General features: G+C 67.7%; 21 protein-coding genes and 1 tRNA gene. 10 read left to right on the top strand and 12 right to left on the bottom strand.

What is annotated here, in order from left to right; all coding sequences use genetic code 11:
- Window positions 1-69: 69 nt before the first annotated feature.
- Together ACRDNQ_RS16210 and ACRDNQ_RS16205 are read right to left on the bottom strand one after the other, a co-directional pair.
- Window positions 70-690, bottom strand: coding sequence for a 50S ribosomal protein L25/general stress protein Ctc (locus ACRDNQ_RS16210; RefSeq protein ID WP_431829731.1), 621 nt, complete (start codon window positions 688-690; stop codon window positions 70-72).
- A gap of 73 nt (window positions 691-763) precedes the next feature.
- A complete protein-coding gene (locus tag ACRDNQ_RS16205) occupies window positions 764-1,321 on the bottom strand; it encodes a hypothetical protein (RefSeq protein ID WP_431829730.1) in 558 nt (185 codons plus the stop codon).
- A gap of 90 nt (window positions 1,322-1,411) precedes the next feature.
- Between ACRDNQ_RS16205 and ACRDNQ_RS16200 the strand changes: the two genes are divergently transcribed.
- Complete coding sequence (locus ACRDNQ_RS16200; RefSeq protein ID WP_431829729.1) at window positions 1,412-2,536, top strand: MFS transporter; 1,125 nt, start codon at window positions 1,412-1,414, stop codon at window positions 2,534-2,536.
- Between the two features lie 18 nt (window positions 2,537-2,554).
- Here the strand turns inward: ACRDNQ_RS16200 and ACRDNQ_RS16195 are convergent, their stop codons facing one another.
- Together ACRDNQ_RS16195 and ACRDNQ_RS16190 are read right to left on the bottom strand one after the other, a co-directional pair.
- On the bottom strand, window positions 2,555-3,244 hold the full coding sequence (locus tag ACRDNQ_RS16195; RefSeq protein WP_431829728.1) for a hypothetical protein: 690 nt from the start codon (window positions 3,242-3,244) through the stop codon (window positions 2,555-2,557).
- A 15-nt stretch (window positions 3,245-3,259) separates the two neighbouring features.
- Complete coding sequence (locus tag ACRDNQ_RS16190; protein ID WP_431829727.1) at window positions 3,260-4,423, bottom strand: alpha-hydroxy acid oxidase; 1,164 nt, start codon at window positions 4,421-4,423, stop codon at window positions 3,260-3,262.
- Between the two features lie 89 nt (window positions 4,424-4,512).
- Here ACRDNQ_RS16190 and ACRDNQ_RS16185 point away from each other — a divergent pair, with 89 nt between their 5' ends.
- The 3 genes from ACRDNQ_RS16185 (at window position 4,513) to ACRDNQ_RS16175 (ending at window position 6,986) form a co-directional block, all read left to right on the top strand.
- Window positions 4,513-5,289, top strand: a complete 777-nt coding sequence (locus ACRDNQ_RS16185) for a ZIP family metal transporter (RefSeq protein WP_431829726.1) — start codon at window positions 4,513-4,515, stop codon at window positions 5,287-5,289.
- A 67-nt stretch (window positions 5,290-5,356) separates the two neighbouring features.
- Complete coding sequence (locus ACRDNQ_RS16180) at window positions 5,357-6,502, top strand: Acg family FMN-binding oxidoreductase (protein ID WP_431829725.1); 1,146 nt, start codon at window positions 5,357-5,359, stop codon at window positions 6,500-6,502.
- Window positions 6,489-6,986, top strand: coding sequence for a MarR family winged helix-turn-helix transcriptional regulator (locus ACRDNQ_RS16175; protein WP_431829724.1), 498 nt, complete (start codon window positions 6,489-6,491; stop codon window positions 6,984-6,986). Before ACRDNQ_RS16180 ends, ACRDNQ_RS16175 begins: the two co-directional genes overlap by 14 nt.
- Here ACRDNQ_RS16175 and trpA read toward each other — a convergent pair.
- Entirely contained in the window at window positions 6,952-7,743 is a 792-nt protein-coding gene (gene trpA, locus ACRDNQ_RS16170; RefSeq protein ID WP_431829723.1) for a tryptophan synthase subunit alpha, read from the bottom strand. The two genes, ACRDNQ_RS16175 and trpA, sit on opposite strands and share 35 nt — an antisense overlap.
- Before the next feature lie 134 nt (window positions 7,744-7,877).
- On the opposite strand from trpA, the gene ACRDNQ_RS16165 reads away from it, so the two are divergent.
- Window positions 7,878-8,087, top strand: a complete 210-nt coding sequence (locus ACRDNQ_RS16165; protein WP_431829722.1) for a hypothetical protein — start codon at window positions 7,878-7,880, stop codon at window positions 8,085-8,087.
- A gap of 18 nt (window positions 8,088-8,105) precedes the next feature.
- Here the strand turns inward: ACRDNQ_RS16165 and ACRDNQ_RS16160 are convergent, their stop codons facing one another.
- Window positions 8,106-8,528, bottom strand: a complete 423-nt coding sequence (locus tag ACRDNQ_RS16160; protein ID WP_431829721.1) for a VOC family protein — start codon at window positions 8,526-8,528, stop codon at window positions 8,106-8,108.
- Window positions 8,529-8,649: 121 nt separating this feature from the next.
- Between ACRDNQ_RS16160 and ychF the strand changes: the two genes are divergently transcribed.
- The 4 genes from ychF to ACRDNQ_RS16140 all read left to right on the top strand — a co-directional run bounded on the left by ychF (window position 8,650) and on the right by ACRDNQ_RS16140 (window position 12,049).
- Window positions 8,650-9,747 carry a redox-regulated ATPase YchF gene (ychF, locus tag ACRDNQ_RS16155; RefSeq protein ID WP_431829720.1) on the top strand — a complete coding sequence of 366 codons (1,098 nt, stop codon included), beginning with the start codon at window positions 8,650-8,652 and terminating at the stop codon, window positions 9,745-9,747.
- A 72-nt stretch (window positions 9,748-9,819) separates the two neighbouring features.
- Complete coding sequence (locus ACRDNQ_RS16150; protein ID WP_431829719.1) at window positions 9,820-10,788, top strand: hypothetical protein; 969 nt, start codon at window positions 9,820-9,822, stop codon at window positions 10,786-10,788.
- Window positions 10,789-10,791: 3 nt separating this feature from the next.
- Window positions 10,792-11,079 carry an acyl carrier protein gene (locus tag ACRDNQ_RS16145; RefSeq protein WP_431829718.1) on the top strand — a complete coding sequence of 96 codons (288 nt, stop codon included), beginning with the start codon at window positions 10,792-10,794 and terminating at the stop codon, window positions 11,077-11,079.
- A complete protein-coding gene (locus ACRDNQ_RS16140; protein WP_431829717.1) occupies window positions 11,072-12,049 on the top strand; it encodes a hypothetical protein in 978 nt (325 codons plus the stop codon). Before ACRDNQ_RS16145 ends, ACRDNQ_RS16140 begins: the two co-directional genes overlap by 8 nt.
- Before the next feature lie 486 nt (window positions 12,050-12,535).
- Here ACRDNQ_RS16140 and ACRDNQ_RS16135 read toward each other — a convergent pair.
- Window positions 12,536-12,612 (bottom strand) — tRNA-Arg (locus ACRDNQ_RS16135).
- A gap of 74 nt (window positions 12,613-12,686) precedes the next feature.
- Window positions 12,687-12,998, bottom strand: a complete 312-nt coding sequence (locus tag ACRDNQ_RS16130) for an ETC complex I subunit (RefSeq protein WP_431829716.1) — start codon at window positions 12,996-12,998, stop codon at window positions 12,687-12,689.
- Between the two features lie 363 nt (window positions 12,999-13,361).
- Between ACRDNQ_RS16130 and uvrB the strand changes: the two genes are divergently transcribed.
- Window positions 13,362-15,563 (top strand): excinuclease ABC subunit UvrB, encoded by a 2,202-nt coding sequence (gene uvrB, locus ACRDNQ_RS16125; protein WP_431829715.1) that lies wholly within the window; start codon window positions 13,362-13,364, stop codon window positions 15,561-15,563.
- A gap of 79 nt (window positions 15,564-15,642) precedes the next feature.
- Here the strand turns inward: uvrB and xylA are convergent, their stop codons facing one another.
- The 4 genes from xylA to ACRDNQ_RS16105 are packed head-to-tail and all read right to left on the bottom strand — an operon-like array spanning window position 15,643 to window position 20,469.
- A complete protein-coding gene (gene xylA, locus ACRDNQ_RS16120) occupies window positions 15,643-16,944 on the bottom strand; it encodes a xylose isomerase (protein WP_431829714.1) in 1,302 nt (433 codons plus the stop codon).
- The gene (xylB, locus tag ACRDNQ_RS16115) at window positions 16,941-18,377 is read right to left on the bottom strand and encodes a xylulokinase (protein WP_431829713.1); all 1,437 of its coding nucleotides are present in this window, start codon (window positions 18,375-18,377) and stop codon (window positions 16,941-16,943) included. The genes xylA and xylB overlap by 4 nt, the downstream gene beginning before the upstream one ends.
- A complete protein-coding gene (locus ACRDNQ_RS16110) occupies window positions 18,377-19,147 on the bottom strand; it encodes an ATP-binding cassette domain-containing protein (protein WP_431829712.1) in 771 nt (256 codons plus the stop codon). Before ACRDNQ_RS16110 ends, xylB begins: the two co-directional genes overlap by 1 nt.
- Before the next feature lie 11 nt (window positions 19,148-19,158).
- Entirely contained in the window at window positions 19,159-20,469 is a 1,311-nt protein-coding gene (locus ACRDNQ_RS16105) for a sugar ABC transporter permease (protein ID WP_431829711.1), read from the bottom strand.
- Window positions 20,470-20,576 lie beyond the last annotated feature (107 nt).

The raw sequence follows: 20,576 nt of genomic DNA, 5'->3' as shown, positions 1-20,576 counted from the left end.
CTGTCCCCCGTCGGGCCGGGCCCAGGATCGAAACCGGGCCCGACACCGTGACTGGGCGGCCGTTCGGCCTTATTCCTCGTCTTCGGCTTCCTCATCGTCCCCGCCTTCGGACGACCGCAGCCCCGACGGCGCCGAGAGGTTGGCGATCACGAAGTCACGTTCGATCGTGGGCTTCGCCCCTTCGGGCAGCGTCACGTCCGAGATATGGATCACGTCGCCGATCTGGCGGCCCGTCAGGTCGACGGTGATGTGGTCGGGAATGTCGCCCGCAATAACCGAAAGCTCGACCTCGGGACGGACAACGACCAGCGTGCCGCCGCGCTTGATGCCGGGGGCCTTGTCGTGGTTCACGAAGTCGACGTGGATGAACAGGCTGATGCGCGAGGTGCGCTTGAGCCGCATGAAGTCGACGTGCGTCGGCAGGTCCTTGACCACGTCGCGCTGAACGCCGCGGCAGATCACGCGGACGTCGTCGTGCCCGTCGACCTTCATGTTGAACAGCGTCGACAGGAAGCGGCCCTGCCTCAGGCGCTTGTAGAGCTCGTTGAAGGAAAGGTTGATCGGCAGGGGCTCCTTGCCGCCACCGTAAATGATGCCAGGTACGTCGCCCGACCGGCGGGCCTGACGAGCGGCCCCCTTGCCTGTCCCCGTCCGTACCGTGGCGTGAAGATCAGGGATCTCACCAGCCATGGTCTACTCCAATGATGTGACCGGGCGGCCTCCAAGGGTGTCCGCCCGCGAGGCCGGGGCTATAGCGGCATTGTCACGAATTGGAAAGGGCGAAATTCGCCTCGACATCGGTGAAGGCGCAGTTGGCCTCGAGAAGCCGTTTGCCCTGCTCCTCGGGCGACATCGCGGCCAGTTCCCAGGTGTCGACATAGGTCGCCTCGAACCCGCGAAGTTGCGGCGACGCCGCTTCGACGAATTCCCACAGCACATAGCCGCAGACAAGGTTGCGGCCGCTTTCGTCGCGGCCCACGAAATCGACCGCGCCAAGAAGCGTGTCGACCGGATACCAGGTGATGCGGTAGGCGGTCAGGCCGGTCATCGGACCGTGGTCGGTCAGTTGCGCCAGCCGCCAGTCGCGCCAATCCTCAAGCGGCAGCGCCGATGCGAAGGCTTCCGAGAAGAATTCATGGCCGCTCGCAGCGTTCGGGTTCTCGACCGCGTCGAAGAAGGCGGTGGTCGCAACCGTAACGGCACGCTCTTCGCGCGGAAATTCGGAAGAAAGCGCCTGCGCGCTGATCTCTGCCCCGGACAGGAGCAGGGCAAGGTACACACCAACCATGTAACACCACTTGTAGTTCACTGAGCCCCACATGATGGACCCTATGACAGTTGCGAAAGGCCAGCAAGAAATACGGCATTTTTGCGGCTTGCGCACGGCAATTGTCAGGCATAGGCGGGCCAAATGAGCTTCACCACTGCGATTGTCGTCTCGCGTGCACCTTTGCTGGCCTTCTTCGCGATGGGGATGGGCTGGGGGGGATTCGCCGTCTATGTCCCTGTTTTTCGTGAGCGACTGGCCGTCAGCGACGGGCTGTTCGGCGTCCTGCTTCTTGGGTCGGCGCTGGGGCTGGTGTCGGCGATGTGGGGGGCGCCCCGGGTCGACCGGCGGCTGGGAATGCTGGCGCTTCCGGCGGCCTCGCTGGCGCTGGCGCTGGCTTTCGTGCTTCCGGGCTCGGCCTCTGCGCCGCTGGTCTTCGCGCTGGCGATGGTGGTGACGGGGTTCTGTTCGGGGATGACCGACGTCATCATGAACGCTCGTGTCGCCGATCTCGAGGCGCGGCACCGCCGGTCGCTGATGAACGTCAACCACGGCATGTTCTCGGTGGGCTACGCGGTGTCGGCGCTGATGGCGGGCGCCGCGCGCGAGGCGGGGCTTCCGCCGCAAGCCTACTTCGGGATGCTGGCGCTTCTGACCGGCCTGATGTCGCTTGCCACCGCAAGCCCCGGCGAGGTTCCCGAAGGCGGCGACGGCGCGCCGCTGCGCACGCCGATCGGCATCGTCGCCGCGGCCGGCGGCATTGTCATGACGGCCTTCATGATCGAGAACGCGATCGAAGCCTGGTCGGCCCTGCATATCGAGCGCACGCTGGGCGGACGCGCGGCCGAAGGCGCGCTGGGCGCCGCGACTCTGGGACTGACGATGGCGATCGGCCGCTTCGGCGGGCAGATCGTGGCCGAGCGCCTGCCCGATCGCGCCGTGCTTCTGGGCGCGGCGATCCTGACCGGCGCGGGTTTGGTCGTGGCCGGCCTCGCCCCCGTGCCGGCGCTGGCCTATCTGGGGTTCGGGATGACGGGGCTTGGCGTGTCCGTGATCGCGCCGATCGCGCTGGGTCTTGCGGGCCGCGCCGCGCCCGCCGTCGACCGGACGCGGGTGATCGCGCGGGTGGCGGTGATCGGCTTTCTGGGCTTCTTCATCAGCCCCCTGGTGATGGGCAGCCTCTCGCAGGCCTTTTCGCTGCCGCTGGCGCTGTGCGCGATGGGGGCGATGCCGGTGCTGGTGCCGCTGTTGATGCGGCGCCTCAGATAGGGCGCGGCGACACGCGCCTCAGCTGCAGATGCCCTCCGTCGTGGCTCCGTCCCAGGGCAGGCGCACCGCGCCGCCCGCCGCGGGATCGCGGCGCAGGGCGGCGGGAAAGACCTCGCTGACCAGACGGTGCAACTCGTCGGTGCGCCGCCCCTCGGGGTCGAGCGTGCGGCAGCACACGAATTCCTCGATGATCACCCCCTGTTGTTCGTAGGCATAGTCGAGAAAGCCCTTCGACGGGTCGATCTCGAGCAGGTAGGGATCGTCGCTTTCGACATGCTCGAGGCTTGCCTTCAGCGGGTGGTAGCCGGTCATGTCGCGGCGCTGCCACTGCCAGACATGGGTCAGTTCATGCGCCACGCGCATGGCGTCGCGCACGTCCTTGGCTTCGGGGTAGCCGGCCAGGAAATCTGCGCTCCAGGCGTCGCGGGCGAAGTACACGCGCGGACCGATCGCCATCGCCGGAAACGACCCTGGGGCGGGTTCGCTGCGCGGCGGATAGATCTTTTCGCGGCAGGTGGTGCGCGGGCGCACCGGGATCACGGTGTCGATCAGGCTCGAGGCCGAGCCCCTGACAAAGCGCACGTCGTCGGCGTCGATCGCGGGCCCGAGGACCGTGTCGGTGAAGGCGCGTTCGGCGGGCGACAGCGGCCGCTCCGCGCAGGCGGCAAGAAGCAGCATGGCAGCAACGATCGTCGGACGGCGGATCATCGCAGGCAGCTCCGATCAGGCCCACCGTCCTTCGAAATCCTCGGGCACCAGCAGGATGTCGCGGCCGACTTTCGTGATGTCGCGATGCCCGCAAAGCGCCATCGAGGTGTCGAGTTCCTTGTGGATCACCTCAAGCGCCTTCGTCACCCCGGCCTGACCCATGGCGCCCAGGCCATAGACATAGGCGCGGCCGATATAGGTGCCCTTCGCCCCCATCGCGACCGCCTTCAGCACGTCCTGTCCCGACCGGATGCCGCCGTCGAAATGCACCTCGACCTTGTGGCCCACCGCATCGACGATGGGCCGCAGCGTCCGGATCGACGACAGCGCCCCGTCAAGCTGCCGGCCGCCGTGGTTCGACACGACGATGGCGTCGGCGCCAAGGGCGGCCGCCTGCTTCGCGTCCTCGACGTCAAGGATGCCCTTCAGGATCACCTTGCCGCCCCACATCTCCATCAGCTTGCCGATCCGTTTCCAGTCGAGCGAGGGGTCGAAGGCCTCGGCCGTCCAGGACGACAGCGAGGTCGGGTCGCTCACGCCGCTGGCGTGTCCGACGATGTTGCCGAAGAAGCGCCGCTTCGTGCCCAGCATCTCAAGCCCCCAGGGGACCTTGGTCATCATGTTGGCGATCGATTTCGCGGTCAGTTTCGGGGGCGCCGACATGCCGTTCTTGATGTCCTTGTGCCGTTGGCCAAGGACCTGAAGATCGACGGTGATGACGATGGCCGAACATTTTGCGGCGCGGGCGCGTTCGAAGAGGCGGCGCATGAAATCGTCGTCCTTCAGCGTGTAGACCTGGAACCAGAAGGGCTTGGTCGTGTGGGCGGCGACGTCCTCGATCGAGCAGATGGACATCGTTGACAGCGTGTAGGGCACGCCGAAGCTCTCGGCCGCGCGCGCCGCCTTGATCTCGCCGTCGGCGCTTTGCATTCCGGTCAGGCCGACGGGGGCCAGCGCCACCGGCATCGCCACGTCCTGGCCGATCATCTGTGTCTTCGTCGTGCGGCCCGCCATGTCGACGGCGATGCGCTGGCGCAGCCGGATCTTCGCGAAGTCGGCGGTGTTGTCGCGGAAGGTCTGTTCCGTCCAGCTGCCGGTTTCGGCGTAGTCATAGAACATCTTCGGCACGCGCCTCCAGTAGAGGCGCTTGAGATCCGCGATTTCGGTGATGACGGGCATGTGACGGGCCTCCCTCGGGTCAGGCTGGGTTAGCAAGCGCAGGCCACGCTGGCAATCGGGGGGCACGCGGGTCTAGTGTCGCGCCTGCCATGAGCGACATCGTCTGGATCGGCCTTCTCGCAAGCCTGGGCGCGGGACTGATGACCGGGGTCGGCGCCTTGCCGGTGCTGGCCGGGCGCCATCCTTCGGCGCGCCGCAGCGACGCCATGCTGGGCTTCGCCGCGGGCGTGATGCTGTCGGCCTCGTATTTCTCGCTGATCCTGCCGGGCCTTGCCGCGGCCGAGGCGCAGGGCCTGGGCAGGCCCGCCGCCGCGGGGCTGGCCGCGGTGGGGATCGCGCTTGGGGCACTGTTCGTCGCCGGGCTGAACCGGGCGCTCCCGCACGAGCATTTCGTGGCGGGCCGCGAAGGCGCCGGGGCCGAGGGGGTGGCGCGGATCTGGCTTTTCGTTCTGGCGATCACCATTCACAACTTCCCCGAAGGTCTTGCCGTGGGTGTGGGCTTCGGCGGCGGCGATGTCGCCAACGGCATGACGCTTGCCATCGGCATCGGCTTGCAGAACGCGCCCGAAGGCCTTGCCGTCGCCGTTGCCCTTGTCGGGCTTGGCTATTCGCGCCTTTTCGCGGTTGCCATCGCGGCCGCGACCGGCCTTGTCGAACCCGTGGGTGGGCTGATCGGCGTCATCGCCGTGCACGCAAGTGGGGCCGTGCTTCCCTGGGGTCTCACCTTCGCCGCCGGCGCGATGCTGTTCATCGTGAGCCACGAGATCATCCCCGAAACCCATCGCCGCGGCCACCAGGCCGCGGCGACCACGGGCCTCATGGTCGGCGTGATTGCGATGATGCTGCTGGACGTCACGCTGGGTTAGCGGCCGGGGCTTGCATATCGTTCGATATCGCACTATATAGTTCGATATCGAACCAATGGAGGTTTCCATGTCCCTGTCCCGCCGAAAGACTCTCGCCCTTCTGGGTGGCGGCGTCATCCTTGCCGCCACCACTGGTGCGGGCATTGCCGTGACCCGCACGCCGCGCACCGCTCTTGCTCCTTGGGAGGCGGCCGGCGCCTATGACGAGCCGCGCCGCCGCGCCCTGTCCTGGGCGCTGCTTGCGCCCAACCCGCACAATCGGCAGCCTTGGCTTGCCGATCTGTCGACCGAAGGGGAGGTGACGCTTTACGTCGACACCGACCGCCTTCTGCCCGAGACCGACCCCTACAATCGCCAGATCACCATCGGCCTGGGCTGTTTTCTTGAACTCATGCGCATGGCGGCGGCCGAAGACGGCTTCCGCGTCGATCTGGCGCTCTTCCCGGAAGGCGAGGATCCGGCGGGCCTTGACGGCCGGCCGGTCGCGCGCGCGGTCTTCGTCGCCGATGCCGGCATCGCGCGCGATCCGCTGTTCGCGCAGATCCCGCACCGGCGCACGCTCAAGGAACCCTATGACACCGCGCGGCCCGTTCCGGCCGAGATCCTGACCCAAATCGCGTCTGCGGCCCTGATCACGCGCATCGACACGACGAACGACCCGGCGCAGGTGCAGGTCATGCGCGACATATCTACCGAAGCCTTCGAGATCGAGTTCGCGACCCACCGCACGCTGAAGGAAAGCGTCGATCTGTTCCGCATCGGCGCGGGCGAGGTCGACGCAAATCCCGACGGCATCGATTTCTCGGGCCCGATGTTCGAGACGCTGCGGCTGACCCGGCTGTTCACGCGCGAGGCCTCGCTCGACCCCGACAGCATCCCGTCGCGCTCGGCGATCGACATGGTCACCCGCAACATGCAGACCGGCATGGCGCATCTGTGGCAGGTGACGCCGGGCAACAGCCGGGCCGAACAGATCGTCGCCGGCCAGGACTGGGTGCGGATGAACCTTGCGGCCACGGCGCTGGGAGTCGGGATGCAGCCGCTCAGCCAGGCCTTGCAGGAATTCCCCGAGATGGCTGGCCTTTACCGCCAGGTGCACGAGATGCTGGCCCCCGGCGGCGGAACCGTGCAAATGTGGGCGCGCCTTGGTTATGGACCGACCGTCCCGCCAAGCCCCCGCTGGCCGCTGGACGCGAAGATTGTCGAAACCTGATCCCAACACCGCGATCTACTTCGCCCTCTTCAACGAGATCGCGATCATCGCGCAGCTCTCGGGCAGCCTTTTCGAGCGGCGCCTGCCCGAGGGCTTCCTCGTGTCGCACTTCGCGGTTCTGAACCACCTGGTGCGCCTGGGCGATGGGCGGACGCCGCTTCAGATCGCGCGCGCCTTCCAGGTGCCCAAGACCACGATGACGCACACGCTTCAGGGGCTCGAGAAGGCGGGGCTGGTCGCCGTGGTTCCGAACCCGAAGGACGGCCGGTCGAAATGCGTGATGCTGACGGACGCCGGCCGCGCCTTCCGCGATCAGGCGATCACGGACCTTGGCCCGGACATCGCCCGGATCGCCGCGGTCATCGCGCCCGGTCGGGTGGCCGACGTGCTTCCGCTTCTGGGCGACCTGCGCGCCTACCTCGACGGCGAGCGGAACGAGACTGGCGGCCCTACGCCCGGTGTGCGCCCTCGGCCAGAGAGCTGACGAAGGCCAGCACCGTCTCGGCGCTGTCGCCCTTTGCGATCCGCTCGACGATGGCCGAACCCACCACCGCACCGTCGGCGATGCCCGCGATGGTCTGCGCCGCCTCGGGCGTCTTGATGCCGAAGCCCACGATCACCGGCAGGTCGGTTTTCGCCTTGATCCGCGCCACCTCGGGGCCGACGTCGCCGGCCACCGCGTTGGCCGCCCCGGTGATCCCGGTGATCGAGACGTAGTAGACGAACCCGCTTGTATTCTGAAGCACCTTGGGCAGGCGCTTGTCGTCGGTCGTGGGCGTGGCAAGACGGATGAAGTTCAGCCCCGCCTTCTGGGCCGGGAGGCAGAGTTCGTCGTCCTCCTCGGGGGGCAGGTCCACCACGATCAGCCCATCGATGCCCGCGGCGCAGGCGTCCGCCAGAAAGCGGTCGACGCCGCGCGAATAGATCGGGTTGTAGTAACCCATCATCACGATCGGGGTCGTGTCGTCGCCCTTGCGGAACTCGGCCGCCATGTCGAGCGTCCGTTGCAGCGTCTGCCCGGATTCCAGCGCGCGCTGGCCGGCAAGCTGGATCGTCGGGCCGTCCGCCATGGGGTCGGTGAAGGGCATCCCAAGCTCGATGATGTCGACACCCGCGGCGGGCAACCCCTTCACGATCTCAAGCGAGGTGTCGTAATCCGGGTCCCCGGCCATCAGATAGGCCACGAAGGCCTTCTTCCCCTCGGCGTTGAGCCGGGTGAAGGTGGCGTCGATGCGGGTCATGGGCCATCCCTCCGTTCACGTCCGCCCTTGCTCTCGCCCAAGGCGCGGGCGGATGCAAGGGCGCGATTGCACGGTATCCGCGGCCACGGCGCGGCGGGCTTGCGGCGGAACGGGCGCGCGCCTATCTGCGCGGCATGAATTACGTGCTTGCCCTGCTGCTTCCACCGCTGTCGATCCTCATCGCGGGTCGACTGATCATCGCCCTCGTCGTTTTCCTGATCTGGATTCCGGCGCTGGTCTTCTCGGGCGGGCTGACCCATCCGATGTTCGTCATCCTGGCCTGGATCCTGATCTTCCAGGCCCGCGAGGACCGGCGCGAACGCGCCTGGCGCGAGAACCGCTAGGGCCGGCCTGCGCGGGCCTCAGGCCGGTGGCGGGCTGTCGGCCATGATCATCCATCTGGTGCCGAAGCGATCGGTCAGCGCGCCGAAGGCCGGTGTCCAGAAGGTCGCCTCAAGCGGCATCCGCACCTCGCCGCCATCCGCCAGACGGGCAAAGACGCGCCTCGCCTCGTCGGCGTTCGGCAGCGACACGTTCACCGAGGCCCCCGCCATCGGCGGCGTGCTGCCCGAAGGGTCGTCGCTGGCGAAAAGCCACCCGTCGCCGACGCGGACCGAGGCGTGCATCACGGCGTCGTCGGGCATTCCGGGCATCTTCGTCCGCTCATCCTCGGGCATGGCGGAGAAAGGCATGATCTCGGGCTCGGGGGATCCGAACACATCGGCATAGAACCGCATCGCCTCGGCGCAGCGGTCGGTGAAGAAGAGGTAGGGGATTGGTTGCATCGTCGATCCTCCGGTGTGGCTGCAGCAGCCGGGAGCCTGCATCGAGACTCTATCACGCCCGGCGTTGCGGCGCGCGCGCGTTGTCAGTATGAGGCGCGCACAAGCGAAAGGGAGCGGACGGATGGGCTTCAAGACCGGGATCGTGGGGCTGCCGAACGTCGGCAAGTCGACGCTTTTCAACGCGCTGACGCGGACGGCGGCGGCGCAGGCTGCCAATTTCCCCTTCTGCACGATCGAACCCAACGTGGGTGAAGTCGCGGTGCCGGACGCCCGCCTTGACACGCTGGCCCGAATCGCGGGCTCGAAGCAGATCGTCCCGACGCGAATGACTTTCGTCGACATCGCGGGCCTCGTGAAGGGCGCCTCGAAGGGCGAGGGGCTAGGCAACCAGTTCCTTGCGAACATCCGCGAATGCGACGCCATCGCCCATGTGCTGCGCTGTTTCGAGGATGGGGACGTCACCCATGTCGAGGGGCGCGTCGACCCGGTGGCCGACGCCGAGACGATCGAGACCGAACTGATGCTCGCCGACCTCGAGTCGGTCGAGAAGCGCTTGCAGAACCTGAGCCGCAAGGTGCGCGGCGGCGAAAAGGACGCGATCCAGCAGGAGCGGCTTCTCAAGGCCGCGCAGGCCGCGCTCGAGGCCGGTCGCCCGGCGCGGACCGTCGCGGTGCCCGACGAGGACGCCAAGGCCTGGTCCGGACTTCAGCTTCTGACCTCGAAGCCCGTCCTTTACGTCTGCAACGTCGACGAGGCCCATGCCGCCAGCGGCAACGCGCTGTCCGACGCGGTGGCCAAGATGGCGGCGGCGCAGGGCGCGGCCTCGGTCGTGATCTCGGCGCAGATCGAGGAGGAGATCAGCCAGCTTGACCCCGAGGAAGCCGGAATGTTCCTCGAGGAGCTGGGGCTGCACGAGGCGGGGCTCGACCGGATGATCCGCGCGGGCTACGCGCTTTTGCACCTTCAGACCTATTTCACGGCCGGGCCGAAAGAGGCGCGCGCCTGGACGATTCCCGTGGGCACCCGCGCCCCGCAGGCGGCAGGCGTGATCCACGGCGATTTCGAAAAGGGCTTCATTCGGGCCGAGACGATCGCCTATGACGACTATGTCGCCTGTGGCGGCGAACAGGGCGCCAAGGACGCAGGCAAGATGCGCGCCGAAGGCAAGACCTACGTCGTTCAGGACGGCGACGTGATGCATTTTCTGTTCAACACCTGAGCGGCGCTTGCCAAGCGATTGCAACCGTGTAGCCTGCCGTCGGGATGTTCGTCTTTTGGGGGCAGGTGGCGCATGGGCTGTGTCGATGACCGGGATCGTCCTGCGGGCGGCGGCGTCGTCGCAGACCCGCCCGATCCCGCATCGGTCCTGACCTCGCCGCTTCTCGACGTCGTGCCCTTCGCCGACCGGATCGCGGTTCTGTCGGCGCGCACCGGGCTTGACTTCTCGACCACGGTCTTCGCGTTGCGCGCCCTGCCGCTGGCGGCCGACCGGTCGCGCCATGCGCCGATGCGCCGGGCGCTGGCCGCGATGATGGCGCCGCGCCTGCCGATACTGCGCGCCCGAATGCCCACGCTTGTCGCGGCGCGCCTCGAGGCGCTGGCCGCCCCCGGCGACGTGGACATGATGGCCGAGGTCGTCGTCCCGCTGGTGGGCGACGTGCTGGAGGAGCTGTCGGGCGTCGGGCTTGGCCCCGGCGAGGGCGAGCTTGTCTCGCGCCTGTTCAGCGAGATCCTTGGACCCGCGCGCCGGGTGCGGCTCGAGGGCGAGTTGCGCGCATTGCGCGCGCGGGTCGTGGCGGCATTCCCGGACGCCGCCGAAGACGACATCGGGCAGCGCATGGCCCTTGTCATCCTGGGGCGCGACGCGCTGATCGGCACGCTTGCGCGCAGCCTTCACGCGCTGTTCCGCGAGGGGCGGCCCTTCGCGGACCTCGACTGGCCCGAGGCGCCGCCGGCGACCGGCGTGCCCTTCGTCGACCGGGTCGCCGTGGCCGAGGGCAGACTTGGCAACCACGACCTGCGCCCCGGCGATACCCTGCGCGCGGCGCTCCAGCTGCACGAGACCGGCGTGGGCGAGATGCTGGGCTTCTTCGGCGCGGGGGCGCATCTGTGCCTGGGGCGCACGCCCGCGCTCGACCTCTGGCGCGAGATCGGACGCCACGTCGCCACGCTTCCGGGCCGGCCCGAGGTCACGGCCTTCGCGCTGCGAAAGGACGACGTCTTCGCCTTCCCCGAACCCTTCCGCCTGAAGGTGGCCTGATCCGTGACCGAGACCGGACATCAGATCCGCGCGCTGGTGATCGACGCGCTTGACGCCTCGGCCGGGGTGCGCGGCAATCCCCTTTTCGCCGGCGCGATCGCCCGCGGCGAGGACGTGCCTTTCGACGTGCTCGAACTCGACAGCCTGACGCGCTTCGAGGTGATGATGCAGCTTGAAGAGGCGCTTGGGATCGAGCTGGACGACGACGAGGTCGCCGGCGCGGGCACGCTCGACACGCTTGTTGGGCATCTGGCGCAGGTCGTGGAGGCGAAGGGCCGCCGGGATGAATGACGCGCCGGCCGCGCTGTCTCCGACCGCGGCGGCCCTGTGCGACCGCTACCTCGCGGCCCGGGACCGCGCCGCCGAGGCGGCACTGCTGGAGATGGAGTCGCGCCTGCCGCCGGCAGACTATCTCACGGCCCTCGCCTGCCTGGCCGATGCCCGGCCCGAGGCGCGCGCGGCACTTGAAGGCCGGCGCGCGGCCGAGCGGCTGGCCGGCATGGCGCTGCAGCCCTTTCGGCTGACCGAGGACGCCGCGGATCACAGCCACTACGCCGCCCCCGGCCCGTCACGCGGCCGGACGCACCTGACGGTCTTTGCCGGCGCCGCAAGCCGGCCGGGGACCTGGACGCCGGTCTTCCTGCAGGCGCTCGATGCGCGCCGCGTAGAAGTGCTGATCCTGCGCGACCGCACGGGCCGCCATTTTCGCGCCGGCTGCCCGGGTCTTGCCGACGGCCTGCCCGAACTGGTCGCGGCGGTCGGCGCACGTGTCCGCGCGGGCGGCTACGCGCGCCATGTCGCGATGGGCGTCTCGCGGGGGGGTGGGGCGGCGCTGGGCTTCGGCCGGCTGGCGGGGTGCGAACGCGCCATCGCCTTCGGCGCGCTGCCGCGCAGCGATCCTCTGCGCCTTCTCGCCGGGCAGCCGATGCCGCCCGCCTTCGATCCACTGTGCGAGTGCCTGTCCCATCTCGCCGCGCCGCTGTGCGCCGTTTTCGCCGAAGGCAACGCCCCCGACGCCGCCCATGCCGCGATGCTGACGGCGCTTTACGGCGGAACCCGCCTGAAGGTTCCGGACCTGTCCGATCACGGGGTGGTCCACCATGTGTCGGCCATCGGACGCCTGCCCGAGCTCATGCGCGCCGTCCTTGACGACCCGCTCCCGCCCGGCCCGGGGGCACGCCCGCGCGAAGTCACCTTCGGGGTGCCAGAGCCGCGCGGCTGGCGGCAGTGGCTGGCGCGACAGGTGTCGGGCACGCGGTAGGGCGTCCAAGTTGCCAAAGGGGGGAAAGAGTGCCCGGCCGGGTCGGCCAGTTTCCTGTGGTGGCCGCTCAAGTGATCGAGAATACGAAACGATACATGTGGCCCATGACGGGGCGGGTCGCGATCTTGCTCCTCCGGACAACAAGCGCGCCCAGCGCAGAGCAGAGCGGCAAGGGAAAAGGCCTGCCGGAGGTGGGCGTTGATAAGCCGGAATAGACGCGCGGTCACGCAGTCCGACCGCGAACGTCCTTCGCCTTCCCCGGCTTCCCGTGGCCCACGAGCACGCCAACCTGCCGTGGATTCTGAGCTATTTCCTTTGGCTTGTGTCGCCTGGTCGCAATTCTCTGTCCTCCGTTTCCCAAACTTAACGGTGGACCAACTCAGATGGGTGCTCCAAAGGAGGTCGGGCCGCAGTTTGTCCGTGACGGGGGCGCGCACAAAAGCGGTTGTCGCACACCATTGGTGTCATGACGGCAGCAACGCAAGGTGGCGATCCCGGAAGGAATCGAACCCTCAACCTGCCGATTAGAAGTCGGCTGCTCTATCCAGTTGAGCTACGGGACCGCACCGGCGCCTTTCTGGGCGAAGCCCGGCGCCGGTTCAAGCGAAAGCTGAGACCGCGCGCAGAGCCCTGTCGCTCAGTGCGTCCAGGCGCCCCGGCGGTCGGTGGCGAAGTTTTCGCCATAGCCGCGCTGGCGCAGGTTGGGCTTGCGGGCCTTGGGCTCGGACACCAGTGCGTCGATCCCGTGCTCCTTGGCGTAGTCGATCGCCTCGTCCTTCGTTTCGAAGCGCAGCCGCACCTGGCTTTGGGTGTCGGACGAACTGGTCCAGCCCATCAGCGGGTCGATGTCCCGCGCGCTTTCCGGCGCGAATTCAAGAACCCAGTGCCGGGTCTTCGCCGTGCCCGACGACATCGCCGTGCGGGCGGGCTGGAAGATGCGTGCGCGCATGAAAGGACTCCGTCGGACCGTTGCGCCTGTCTCTATGGAAAAATTCCGTCATCAGGGCAAGACGCGTCTTCGTCGCGGAACGACGATCCGGCTTGCCGGCACGCCGGAAAGTGGCTGCCGGCCGGACACAGGAGTGAGGGGTGGGGTGGTTCTGGGTCTGGCCGGCAGCCGGTAGTACTGCTGCTTGCCTTTACAACCTATGCGATACATATGTTCACGCGCAAGGAAAATCTGGTCGCGTCGGCGTGATCTTGGGCCGCATTCTGCCCAAACGCACGAAGATCGGGCCCTGCGCGGTGTGTGCCGCTGGTTGAACCGGAACAAAAAGTGATCAAATCTGAGGGGCCGCGAAGGGAATCGCCCATGCCCGAGTCCAGCCTGACCGCCCCTGCCTCTGCCCCCGTGTCTGCCCCTGCCGGAGACGTCCGCGCCCGCGACAAGCTCGAAGGGGGGCGGCGCTTCGTGATGCACACCGATTTCCGGGCCGCCGGCGACCAGCCCACGGCCATTGCCGAACTTTCGGCGGGCGTGCTGTCGGGCGAACGCAACCAGGTCCTTCTCGGCGCGACCGGCACCGGCAAGACCTTCACCATGGCCAAGGTGATCGAAGAGACCCAGCGCCCCGCGATCATCCTGGCCCCCAACAAGACACTTGCCGCCCAGCTTTACGGCGAGTTCAAGGGCTTCTTCCCCGAGAATGCGGTCGAGTATTTCGTCAGCTACTACGACTACTACCAGCCCGAAGCCTATGTGCCGCGCTCGGACACCTATATCGAGAAGGAATCCCAGATCAACGAACAGATCGACCGCATGCGCCACTCGGCCACGCGGGCGCTTCTGGAACGCGACGACGTCATCATCGTCGCCTCGGTGTCGTGCATCTACGGCATCGGGTCGGTCGAAACCTATGGCGCCATGACCCAGGACCTCGAGATCGGGAAAAGCTATGACCAGCGCCGGGTCATGGCCGACCTCGTGGCCCAGCAGTACCGCCGCAACGACCAGGCCTTCCAGCGCGGGTCCTTCCGCGTGCGCGGCGACAGCCTCGAGGTCTGGCCGGCCCACCTCGAAGACCGGGCGTGGAAGCTGTCTTTCTTCGGCGAAGAGCTGGAATCGATCACCGAATTCGATCCGCTGACGGGTGCGAAGACCGACAGCTTCGAACGCATCCGCATCTATGCCAACAGCCACTACGTGACGCCGAAGCCAACGCTTCAGCAGGCGATCGTGGGCATCCGGAAGGAACTGCGCCAGCGCCTTGATCAACTGGTCAACGAGGGCAAGCTGCTCGAGGCGCAGCGGCTCGAGCAGCGCACCAACTTCGACCTCGAGATGCTCGAGGCGACGGGCGTGTGCAACGGGATCGAGAACTACAGCCGCTATCTGACCGGCCGCGCCCCGGGAGAGCCGCCGCCCACGCTGTTCGAGTTCATCCCCGACCATGCGATCGTCTTCGCCGACGAATGCCACGTCAGCGTCCCGCAGATCGGCGGCATGTACCGGGGCGACTACCGGCGCAAGTTCACGCTGGCCGAACACGGCTTCCGCCTGCCGTCTTGTATGGACAACCGCCCCCTGAAATTCGAGGAATGGGACGCCATGCGCCCGCAGTCGGTCTTCGTCAGCGCCACGCCCGCCGCGTGGGAGCTCGAGCAGGCCGGCGGCGTCTTCACCGAACAGGTCATCCGCCCCACCGGCCTTCTGGACCCCGAGGTCGAGATCCGCCCCGTGTCGATGCAGGTCGACGACCTTCTCGACGAGGTGCGCAAGGTCGCCCAGCGCGGGATGCGCACGCTGGTCACGACGCTGACCAAGCGCATGGCCGAGGACCTGACCGAATACCTGCACGAACAGGGCATTCGCGTGCGCTACATGCATTCGGACATCGACACGATCGAACGGATCGAGATCCTGCGCGACCTGCGTCTGGGCGCCTTCGACGTGCTTGTGGGCATCAACCTTCTGCGCGAAGGCCTCGACATTCCCGAATGCGGGCTGGTGGCCATTCTGGACGCCGACAAGGAAGGCTTCCTGCGTTCGGAAACCTCGCTGATCCAGACGATCGGGCGGGCCGCGCGCAATGCCGAAGGCCGCGTCATCATGTACGCCGACCGCATCACCGGCAGCATGGAGCGCGCGCTGAAGGAAACCGAACGCCGCCGCACCAAGCAAATGGCCTACAACATCGAACACGGGATCACGCCCGAGACCGTGAAGAAGAACGTCGAGGACGTGTTGTCCGGCCTCTACAAGGGCGACACCGACATGAGCCGCGTGACGGCGAAGATCGACAAGCCGCTGCACGGCGCCAACCTGGAGGCGGTGCTGGACGGACTGCGCGCCGACATGCGCAAGGCCGCCGAGAACCTCGAGTTCGAGGAAGCCGCGCGGCTGCGCGACGAGATCAAGCGCCTGGAAACGGTGGACCTGGTGATCAGCGACGACCCCCTTGCGCGGCAATACGCCGTCGAGAAGGCGGTCGAGGAAGGCGCCAAAACCAGCGGCCGCAGCACGGCAGGACGGGCCGGGCAGCGCGGCGGGAACGTGCGCCGGCGGGGGCGGTAGTCAATCCCGTCCCCGGTCCCCTACCCAAAGGCAGGTTTGCACCGTCCGTGCGGCGCGGCCAATCCGGGCGACACCGCCCTCAGACGAAGCGGTTGACGAGGTTCTCAAGCCGCTCCTGCCGGCCCGAACGGGGCTGCGGGTTCAGGGCGCCCTTGATCACGCGCGCCTCGAGATCCTCGAGCGTGCCGGTCAGCGCGGCCTTGCCTTCGGCCGTATCCCAGCCCGCATAGCGTTCGGTGCGCAGCCGTTCCAGCGTGCCATCCTGAAGCATCGCCGCCGCCGCCTTGAAGGCGCGCGCGCAGGTGTCCATGCCGCCCACATGGGCCAGGATCAGGTCGGCGGGATCAAGCGACTGGCGGCGGATCTTGGCGTCGAAGTTGGTGCCGCCGGTGGTGTAGCCGCCCGCGCGCAGGATCTCGTAGAAGGCCAGCGCCTTTTCGGCGTGGTTGTTCGGGAACTGGTCGGTGTCCCAGCCCGACTGATAATCGTTCCGGTTCATGTCGATCGACCCGAAGATGCCAAGCGACGCGGCCAGCGCGATCTCGTGCTCGAAGCTGTGGCCCGCAAGGATGGCGTGGCCCTGTTCGATGTTGACCTTCACTTCCTTTTCAAGGCCGAAGTCCTTGAGGAAGCCATAGACCGTGGCGACGTCATAGTCGTACTGGTGCTTCGAGGGTTCCTGCGGCTTCGGCTCGATCAGGATCGCGCCCTTGAAGCCGATGCGGTGCTTGTAGTCGACGACCATCGACAGGAACCGCCCGGCCTGCTCGCGCTCGCGCCCGAGGTCGGTGTTCAGCAGCGTCTCGTAGCCTTCGCGCCCGCCCCACAGCACATAGTTCCGCCCGCCCAGCCGGTGCGTCGCGTCGATGCAGGATTTCACGGTCGCGCCGGCATAGGCGAAGACCTCGGGGTCGGGGTTGGTCGCGGCCCCGGACATGAAGCGGCGATGCGTGAAAAGGTTCGCCGTGCCCCACAGAAGGCGTGTCTTCGACGTCTCCATCTTCGCCGCGAAGTAATCGACGATCTCGTCAAGCCGCGCGGTCGAGTCCGCGAAGGACGCGCCTTCGGGCCGCACGTCGGCGTCGTGAAAGCAGAAGAAGGGCTGGCCGAGGATCGCGAACATCTCGAAGGCCACGTCGGCCTTCAGCTTCGCCAGGTCCATCGTGTCGCCGAACCACGGCCGGTCGAAGGTCTGCCCGCCGAAGGGGTCGCCGCCCGGCCAGGCGAAGCTGTGCCAGTAGGCCACCGCGAAGCGCAGGTGATCCTCCATCCGCTTGCCCATCACCACCTCGTCGGGGTTGTAGTGGCGGAAGGCGAACTCGTTGTCGGTCTCGGGGCCCTCATAGCGGATATGGGGAATGTCGCGGAAGAAATCGGTCATGAGAGCTCCAGGATCGCTTTGGCGGCCGCGCGGTAGCGCGCGTGTCCGGCCTCGAAGGCGGCAGAAAGGGTTGGGTCGGGATCGACCGTGCGGGTGATGCGTGGCGGCGTGGCCAGCGCGGTGTCGCCGGTCGCGGCCATCATTCCCAGTCGCGCCGCGCCGAAGGCCGCGCCGAAATCGCCTGCCTCGGGGATCGACAGGGGCGTGCCAAGCACGGTCGCGATGACCGACAGCCAGTAGTCCGACCGTGACCCGCCGCCCACCGCGACAAGGCTGTCGATCCGTGTGCCGGTGGCGGCCAGCGCGTCGCGGCAGTCGGCCAGCGCGAAGGCCACGCCTTCCAGCACCGCGCGGGTCGCCGCCGCGCGGTCGGTCGCGTGTTCGAGGCCCAGGAAGGCGCCGCGGATCGCGGCGCTGTTGAGCGGCGTGCGCTCGCCCCCGAGGTAGGGCAGGAACAGCGTCCGCCCCGGGCCCCGCAACACCCCGAGGTCGGCGGTCAGATGCGCGGCATCCTGACCGGCGATGCCGGCGAACCAGTTCAAGGCATCGGTCGCGGCCAGGATCACGCCCATCTGGTGCCAGGTGCCGGGCAGGGCGTGGCAGAAGGTGTGCACCGCCGTCTCGGGGGCGGGGCGATAGCCGTCGTTGGCGGCGAAAAGCACGCCCGAGGTGCCCAGCGACACGAAGGCCTGTCCCGCCTTGACGACGCCCATGCCGATGGCCGAGGCGGCGTTGTCCCCGCCGCCTCCCGCGACCACGGCCGTCACCGGCAGGCCCCAGCGCCGCGCAAGTTCGGGCCGGATGGTGCCCGAGACGTCCGAGCCTTCGACGAGACGGGGCATGGCGTCGCGCGACAGCCCCGAGCGCGCCAAAAGGTCGTCCGACCAGTCCCGCGCCCCGGTGTCGAGCCAGCCGGTCCCGGCGGCATCCGACATCTCGGCCACGTGACTGCCGGTCAGCCAGAGCCTGAGGTAGTCCTTGGGCAGAAGCACCCGCGCCACGCGCGCGAACACCGCGGGCTCGTGCGCCTTCACCCAGGCAAGCTTCGGTGCGGTGAACCCGGGAAAGACGACATTGCCGCTGATCCGCCGCCAGGCCGGGTCGGCATCCATCGCCGCGGCCTCGACGTGGCTGCGGGTGTCGTTCCACAGGATGCAGGGCCGCAGCACCTCGTCGGAGGCGTCAAGAAGTGTCGCCCCGTGCATCTGGCCCGACAGGCCGATGCCGCGCACCGCCCCAAGCGCGGTCTCGGCGGCAAGCGCGTCAAGCACCGCCTCGGCCGCGGCGATCCAGTCTGCCGGGGTCTGTTCGGACCACCCGTCGTGGGGGCGGCTGACCGACAGCGGCGCCGTCGCCTCGGCGATGACGGCTTGCCGGTCGTCGATCAGAAGGCCCTTCAGTCCCGAGGTCCCGAGGTCCAGTCCAAGGTACATCACGCCGCCAGGTGTTCGGGTTTCTTTCCCGCGATGATCATGGCGAGGATGTCATCCTCGGTCACCTCGTCGACCTTGACGACGCCGATCAGCTGGCCGTTCTTCATCACCGCCGCACGGTCGCACAGGTTCTTCACCTGGTGCACGTCGTGGTCGATGAGGAAGATGCCAAGGCCCTGCCGCTTCAGCTCGTCGATCAGTTCGGCAACCATCTGCGTTTCCTGCGGGCCAAGCGCCGCGGTGGGCTCGTCCATGATCAGGATCTTGGCGTTGAAGTAGACCGCCCGCGCGATCGCGACCGACTGGCGCTGACCGCCCGACAGGGCCGAGACAGGGGCCGAGAACTTGCGGAAGTTGGGGTTGAGACGCCCCATGATCTTGCGCGTCTCCGCCTCCATCGCGGCGTCGTCGACCATGCCAAGGGGCGTCACGATCTCGCGCCCCAGAAACAGGTTCGAGGCCGCATCGAGATTGTCGGCCAGCGCGAGCGTCTGGTAGATCGTCTCGATGTTGTATTTTCGCGCGTCGCGCGGGGTGTTGATGGTGACGGGCTTGCCGTTGATGAGGATCTGGCCCGAATCCATCCTGTAGGCGCCCGACAGGCACTTGATCAGCGTCGACTTGCCCGCGCCGTTGTGGCCCAGAAGGCCGACGACCTCGCCGGGGTAAAGGTCGACGGTGACGTGGTCGACCGCCTTGATGCCGCCGAAGGCGATCGAGATGTCGCGCAACTCGACCAGGGGCGTTTCCGATTTTGCTGTGGTCCGCATCGTGGCCTCCTTCACTTCGCGCGCTTGCGGTAGATCTGGTCGATGTAGACGGCGAGCACGAGCACCACGCCGACCACGATGTTCTGCATCGCCGCGTCGAAGCCGATCAGCACCATCCCCGACTGCAGCGACTGCATGACGAGCGCGCCAAGCACCGCGCCATAGATCGTGCCCACGCCTCCGGCCAGCGACGTTCCCCCGATCACCGCGGCGGCGATGACGTAAAGCTCGTCCAGCGTGCCAAGGGCGTTGGTGGCCGAGTTCAGGCGCGCCGAGGCGACGACGGCTGAAAGGCCCGTCAGGAAGCCCATCAGCGCGAAGACCTTGACCGTCATCCACTTGACGTTGATACCGGCAAGAAGGGCTGCGTCCGGGTTGCCGCCGATGGCGTAGATGTACCGGCCGAAGCGGGTGCGCGCCATCACCAGGCTCATCACCACCGCGACGCCGAGAAGGATCAGCACCGGGATCGCGAAGCCGTGGCTGATGAACAGCCCCTCGGGCGGCACGGTGATGTCGTTAGCCGCGGCGTATTGCTGGATGATGCCCTTGGGCCAAGGATAGGCATTCACCAGAAGCGTGACCCCGATGCAGATCCCGCAGCCCAGGGCGGCAAGGACATACTCGGCCCACATGGGCCGTTGCGGGAAGTCATGCCGATGGCGGTTGCGACGCCCCGACGCCAGCATCCACAGGACCGCCACACAGCCGACAAGGCCGACGATCCACGACCCCACGGCCCCGATCGACCCGTAGGGCCCGCCGCCGAGCAGCGAAAAGGTGCGGTCGACCGGAGAGATCGTGCGCCCCGACGCCAGAAGGAACGCCGCGCCGCGCCAGACAAGCAGGCCACCCAGCGTGACGATGAACGCGGGAATGCCGCGATAGGCGATGAGCCAGCCGTGAAAGGCCCCGATCAGCGTGCCGACCGTGAGCCCCAGAAGGATGGTCAGCACCACGATGGACGGGTGCCCGAGGCCAACGAGCTGGGGATACCACTCGACCTGGAACATCCCCATCATCATCGCGCAGAAGCCCAGCATCGAGCCGACCGAAAGGTCGATGTGCCGGGTGATGATCACAAGGACCATGCCGCAGGCCATGATGCCGACCGACGCGGTCTGGACCGAGATGTTCCAGAGGTTCCGGGGGGTCAGGAAGGCGCCGTTGCCATTCACGATCACCCCGTAGAGGTGAAAGCCCACCCAGATGAGAAGAAGCGCCGCGACCATGCCAAGCAGGCGCGTGTCGATTTCCGTGGCGCGCAAAAAGCGCGTGAGCGAACCCACCGAGGGGTCGACGTTGGTAGTCTGCTGGGCCATCGAAGCCTCTCCGTCCGGAATGCAGAGGAGAGTGCGCAGGCCATCACGGCCCGCGCACGGGAAGGACGCCGGGCCCCGCGCTGCGGAGCCCGGCCGATCCGGTCAGG

Origin of the sequence: Saliniferula longa, from assembly GCF_050789285.1 — a bacterium.
Lineage (GTDB): Bacteria > Pseudomonadota > Alphaproteobacteria > Rhodobacterales > Rhodobacteraceae > CAVPWP01.
This window is presented reverse-complemented; position numbering and strand designations above follow the sequence as displayed.

What these genes read in the sequence shown, in the direction of transcription:
- ACRDNQ_RS16165 (WP_431829722.1), top strand. Translation starts at nt 7,878, where the DNA reads ATGAATTACGTGCTTGCCCTGCTGCTTCCACCGCTGTCGATCCTCATC.
- ACRDNQ_RS16110 (WP_431829712.1), bottom strand. Translation starts at nt 19,147, where the DNA reads ATGCGGACCACAGCAAAATCGGAAACGCCCCTGGTCGAGTTGCGCGAC.
- ACRDNQ_RS16130 (WP_431829716.1), bottom strand. Translation starts at nt 12,998, where the DNA reads ATGCGCGCACGCATCTTCCAGCCCGCCCGCACGGCGATGTCGTCGGGC.
- uvrB (WP_431829715.1), top strand. Translation starts at nt 13,362, where the DNA reads ATGCCCGAGTCCAGCCTGACCGCCCCTGCCTCTGCCCCCGTGTCTGCC.
- ACRDNQ_RS16210 (WP_431829731.1), bottom strand. Translation starts at nt 690, where the DNA reads ATGGCTGGTGAGATCCCTGATCTTCACGCCACGGTACGGACGGGGACA.
- xylA (WP_431829714.1), bottom strand. Translation starts at nt 16,944, where the DNA reads ATGACCGATTTCTTCCGCGACATTCCCCATATCCGCTATGAGGGCCCC.
- ACRDNQ_RS16195 (WP_431829728.1), bottom strand. Translation starts at nt 3,244, where the DNA reads ATGATCCGCCGTCCGACGATCGTTGCTGCCATGCTGCTTCTTGCCGCC.
- ACRDNQ_RS16205 (WP_431829730.1), bottom strand. Translation starts at nt 1,321, where the DNA reads ATGTGGGGCTCAGTGAACTACAAGTGGTGTTACATGGTTGGTGTGTAC.
- ACRDNQ_RS16150 (WP_431829719.1), top strand. Translation starts at nt 9,820, where the DNA reads ATGGGCTGTGTCGATGACCGGGATCGTCCTGCGGGCGGCGGCGTCGTC.
- ACRDNQ_RS16160 (WP_431829721.1), bottom strand. Translation starts at nt 8,528, where the DNA reads ATGCAACCAATCCCCTACCTCTTCTTCACCGACCGCTGCGCCGAGGCG.
- ACRDNQ_RS16185 (WP_431829726.1), top strand. Translation starts at nt 4,513, where the DNA reads ATGAGCGACATCGTCTGGATCGGCCTTCTCGCAAGCCTGGGCGCGGGA.
- ACRDNQ_RS16105 (WP_431829711.1), bottom strand. Translation starts at nt 20,469, where the DNA reads ATGGCCCAGCAGACTACCAACGTCGACCCCTCGGTGGGTTCGCTCACG.
- xylB (WP_431829713.1), bottom strand. Translation starts at nt 18,377, where the DNA reads ATGTACCTTGGACTGGACCTCGGGACCTCGGGACTGAAGGGCCTTCTG.
- ACRDNQ_RS16190 (WP_431829727.1), bottom strand. Translation starts at nt 4,423, where the DNA reads ATGCCCGTCATCACCGAAATCGCGGATCTCAAGCGCCTCTACTGGAGG.
- ACRDNQ_RS16180 (WP_431829725.1), top strand. Translation starts at nt 5,357, where the DNA reads ATGTCCCTGTCCCGCCGAAAGACTCTCGCCCTTCTGGGTGGCGGCGTC.
- trpA (WP_431829723.1), bottom strand. Translation starts at nt 7,743, where the DNA reads ATGACCCGCATCGACGCCACCTTCACCCGGCTCAACGCCGAGGGGAAG.
- ychF (WP_431829720.1), top strand. Translation starts at nt 8,650, where the DNA reads ATGGGCTTCAAGACCGGGATCGTGGGGCTGCCGAACGTCGGCAAGTCG.
- ACRDNQ_RS16140 (WP_431829717.1), top strand. Translation starts at nt 11,072, where the DNA reads ATGAATGACGCGCCGGCCGCGCTGTCTCCGACCGCGGCGGCCCTGTGC.
- ACRDNQ_RS16200 (WP_431829729.1), top strand. Translation starts at nt 1,412, where the DNA reads ATGAGCTTCACCACTGCGATTGTCGTCTCGCGTGCACCTTTGCTGGCC.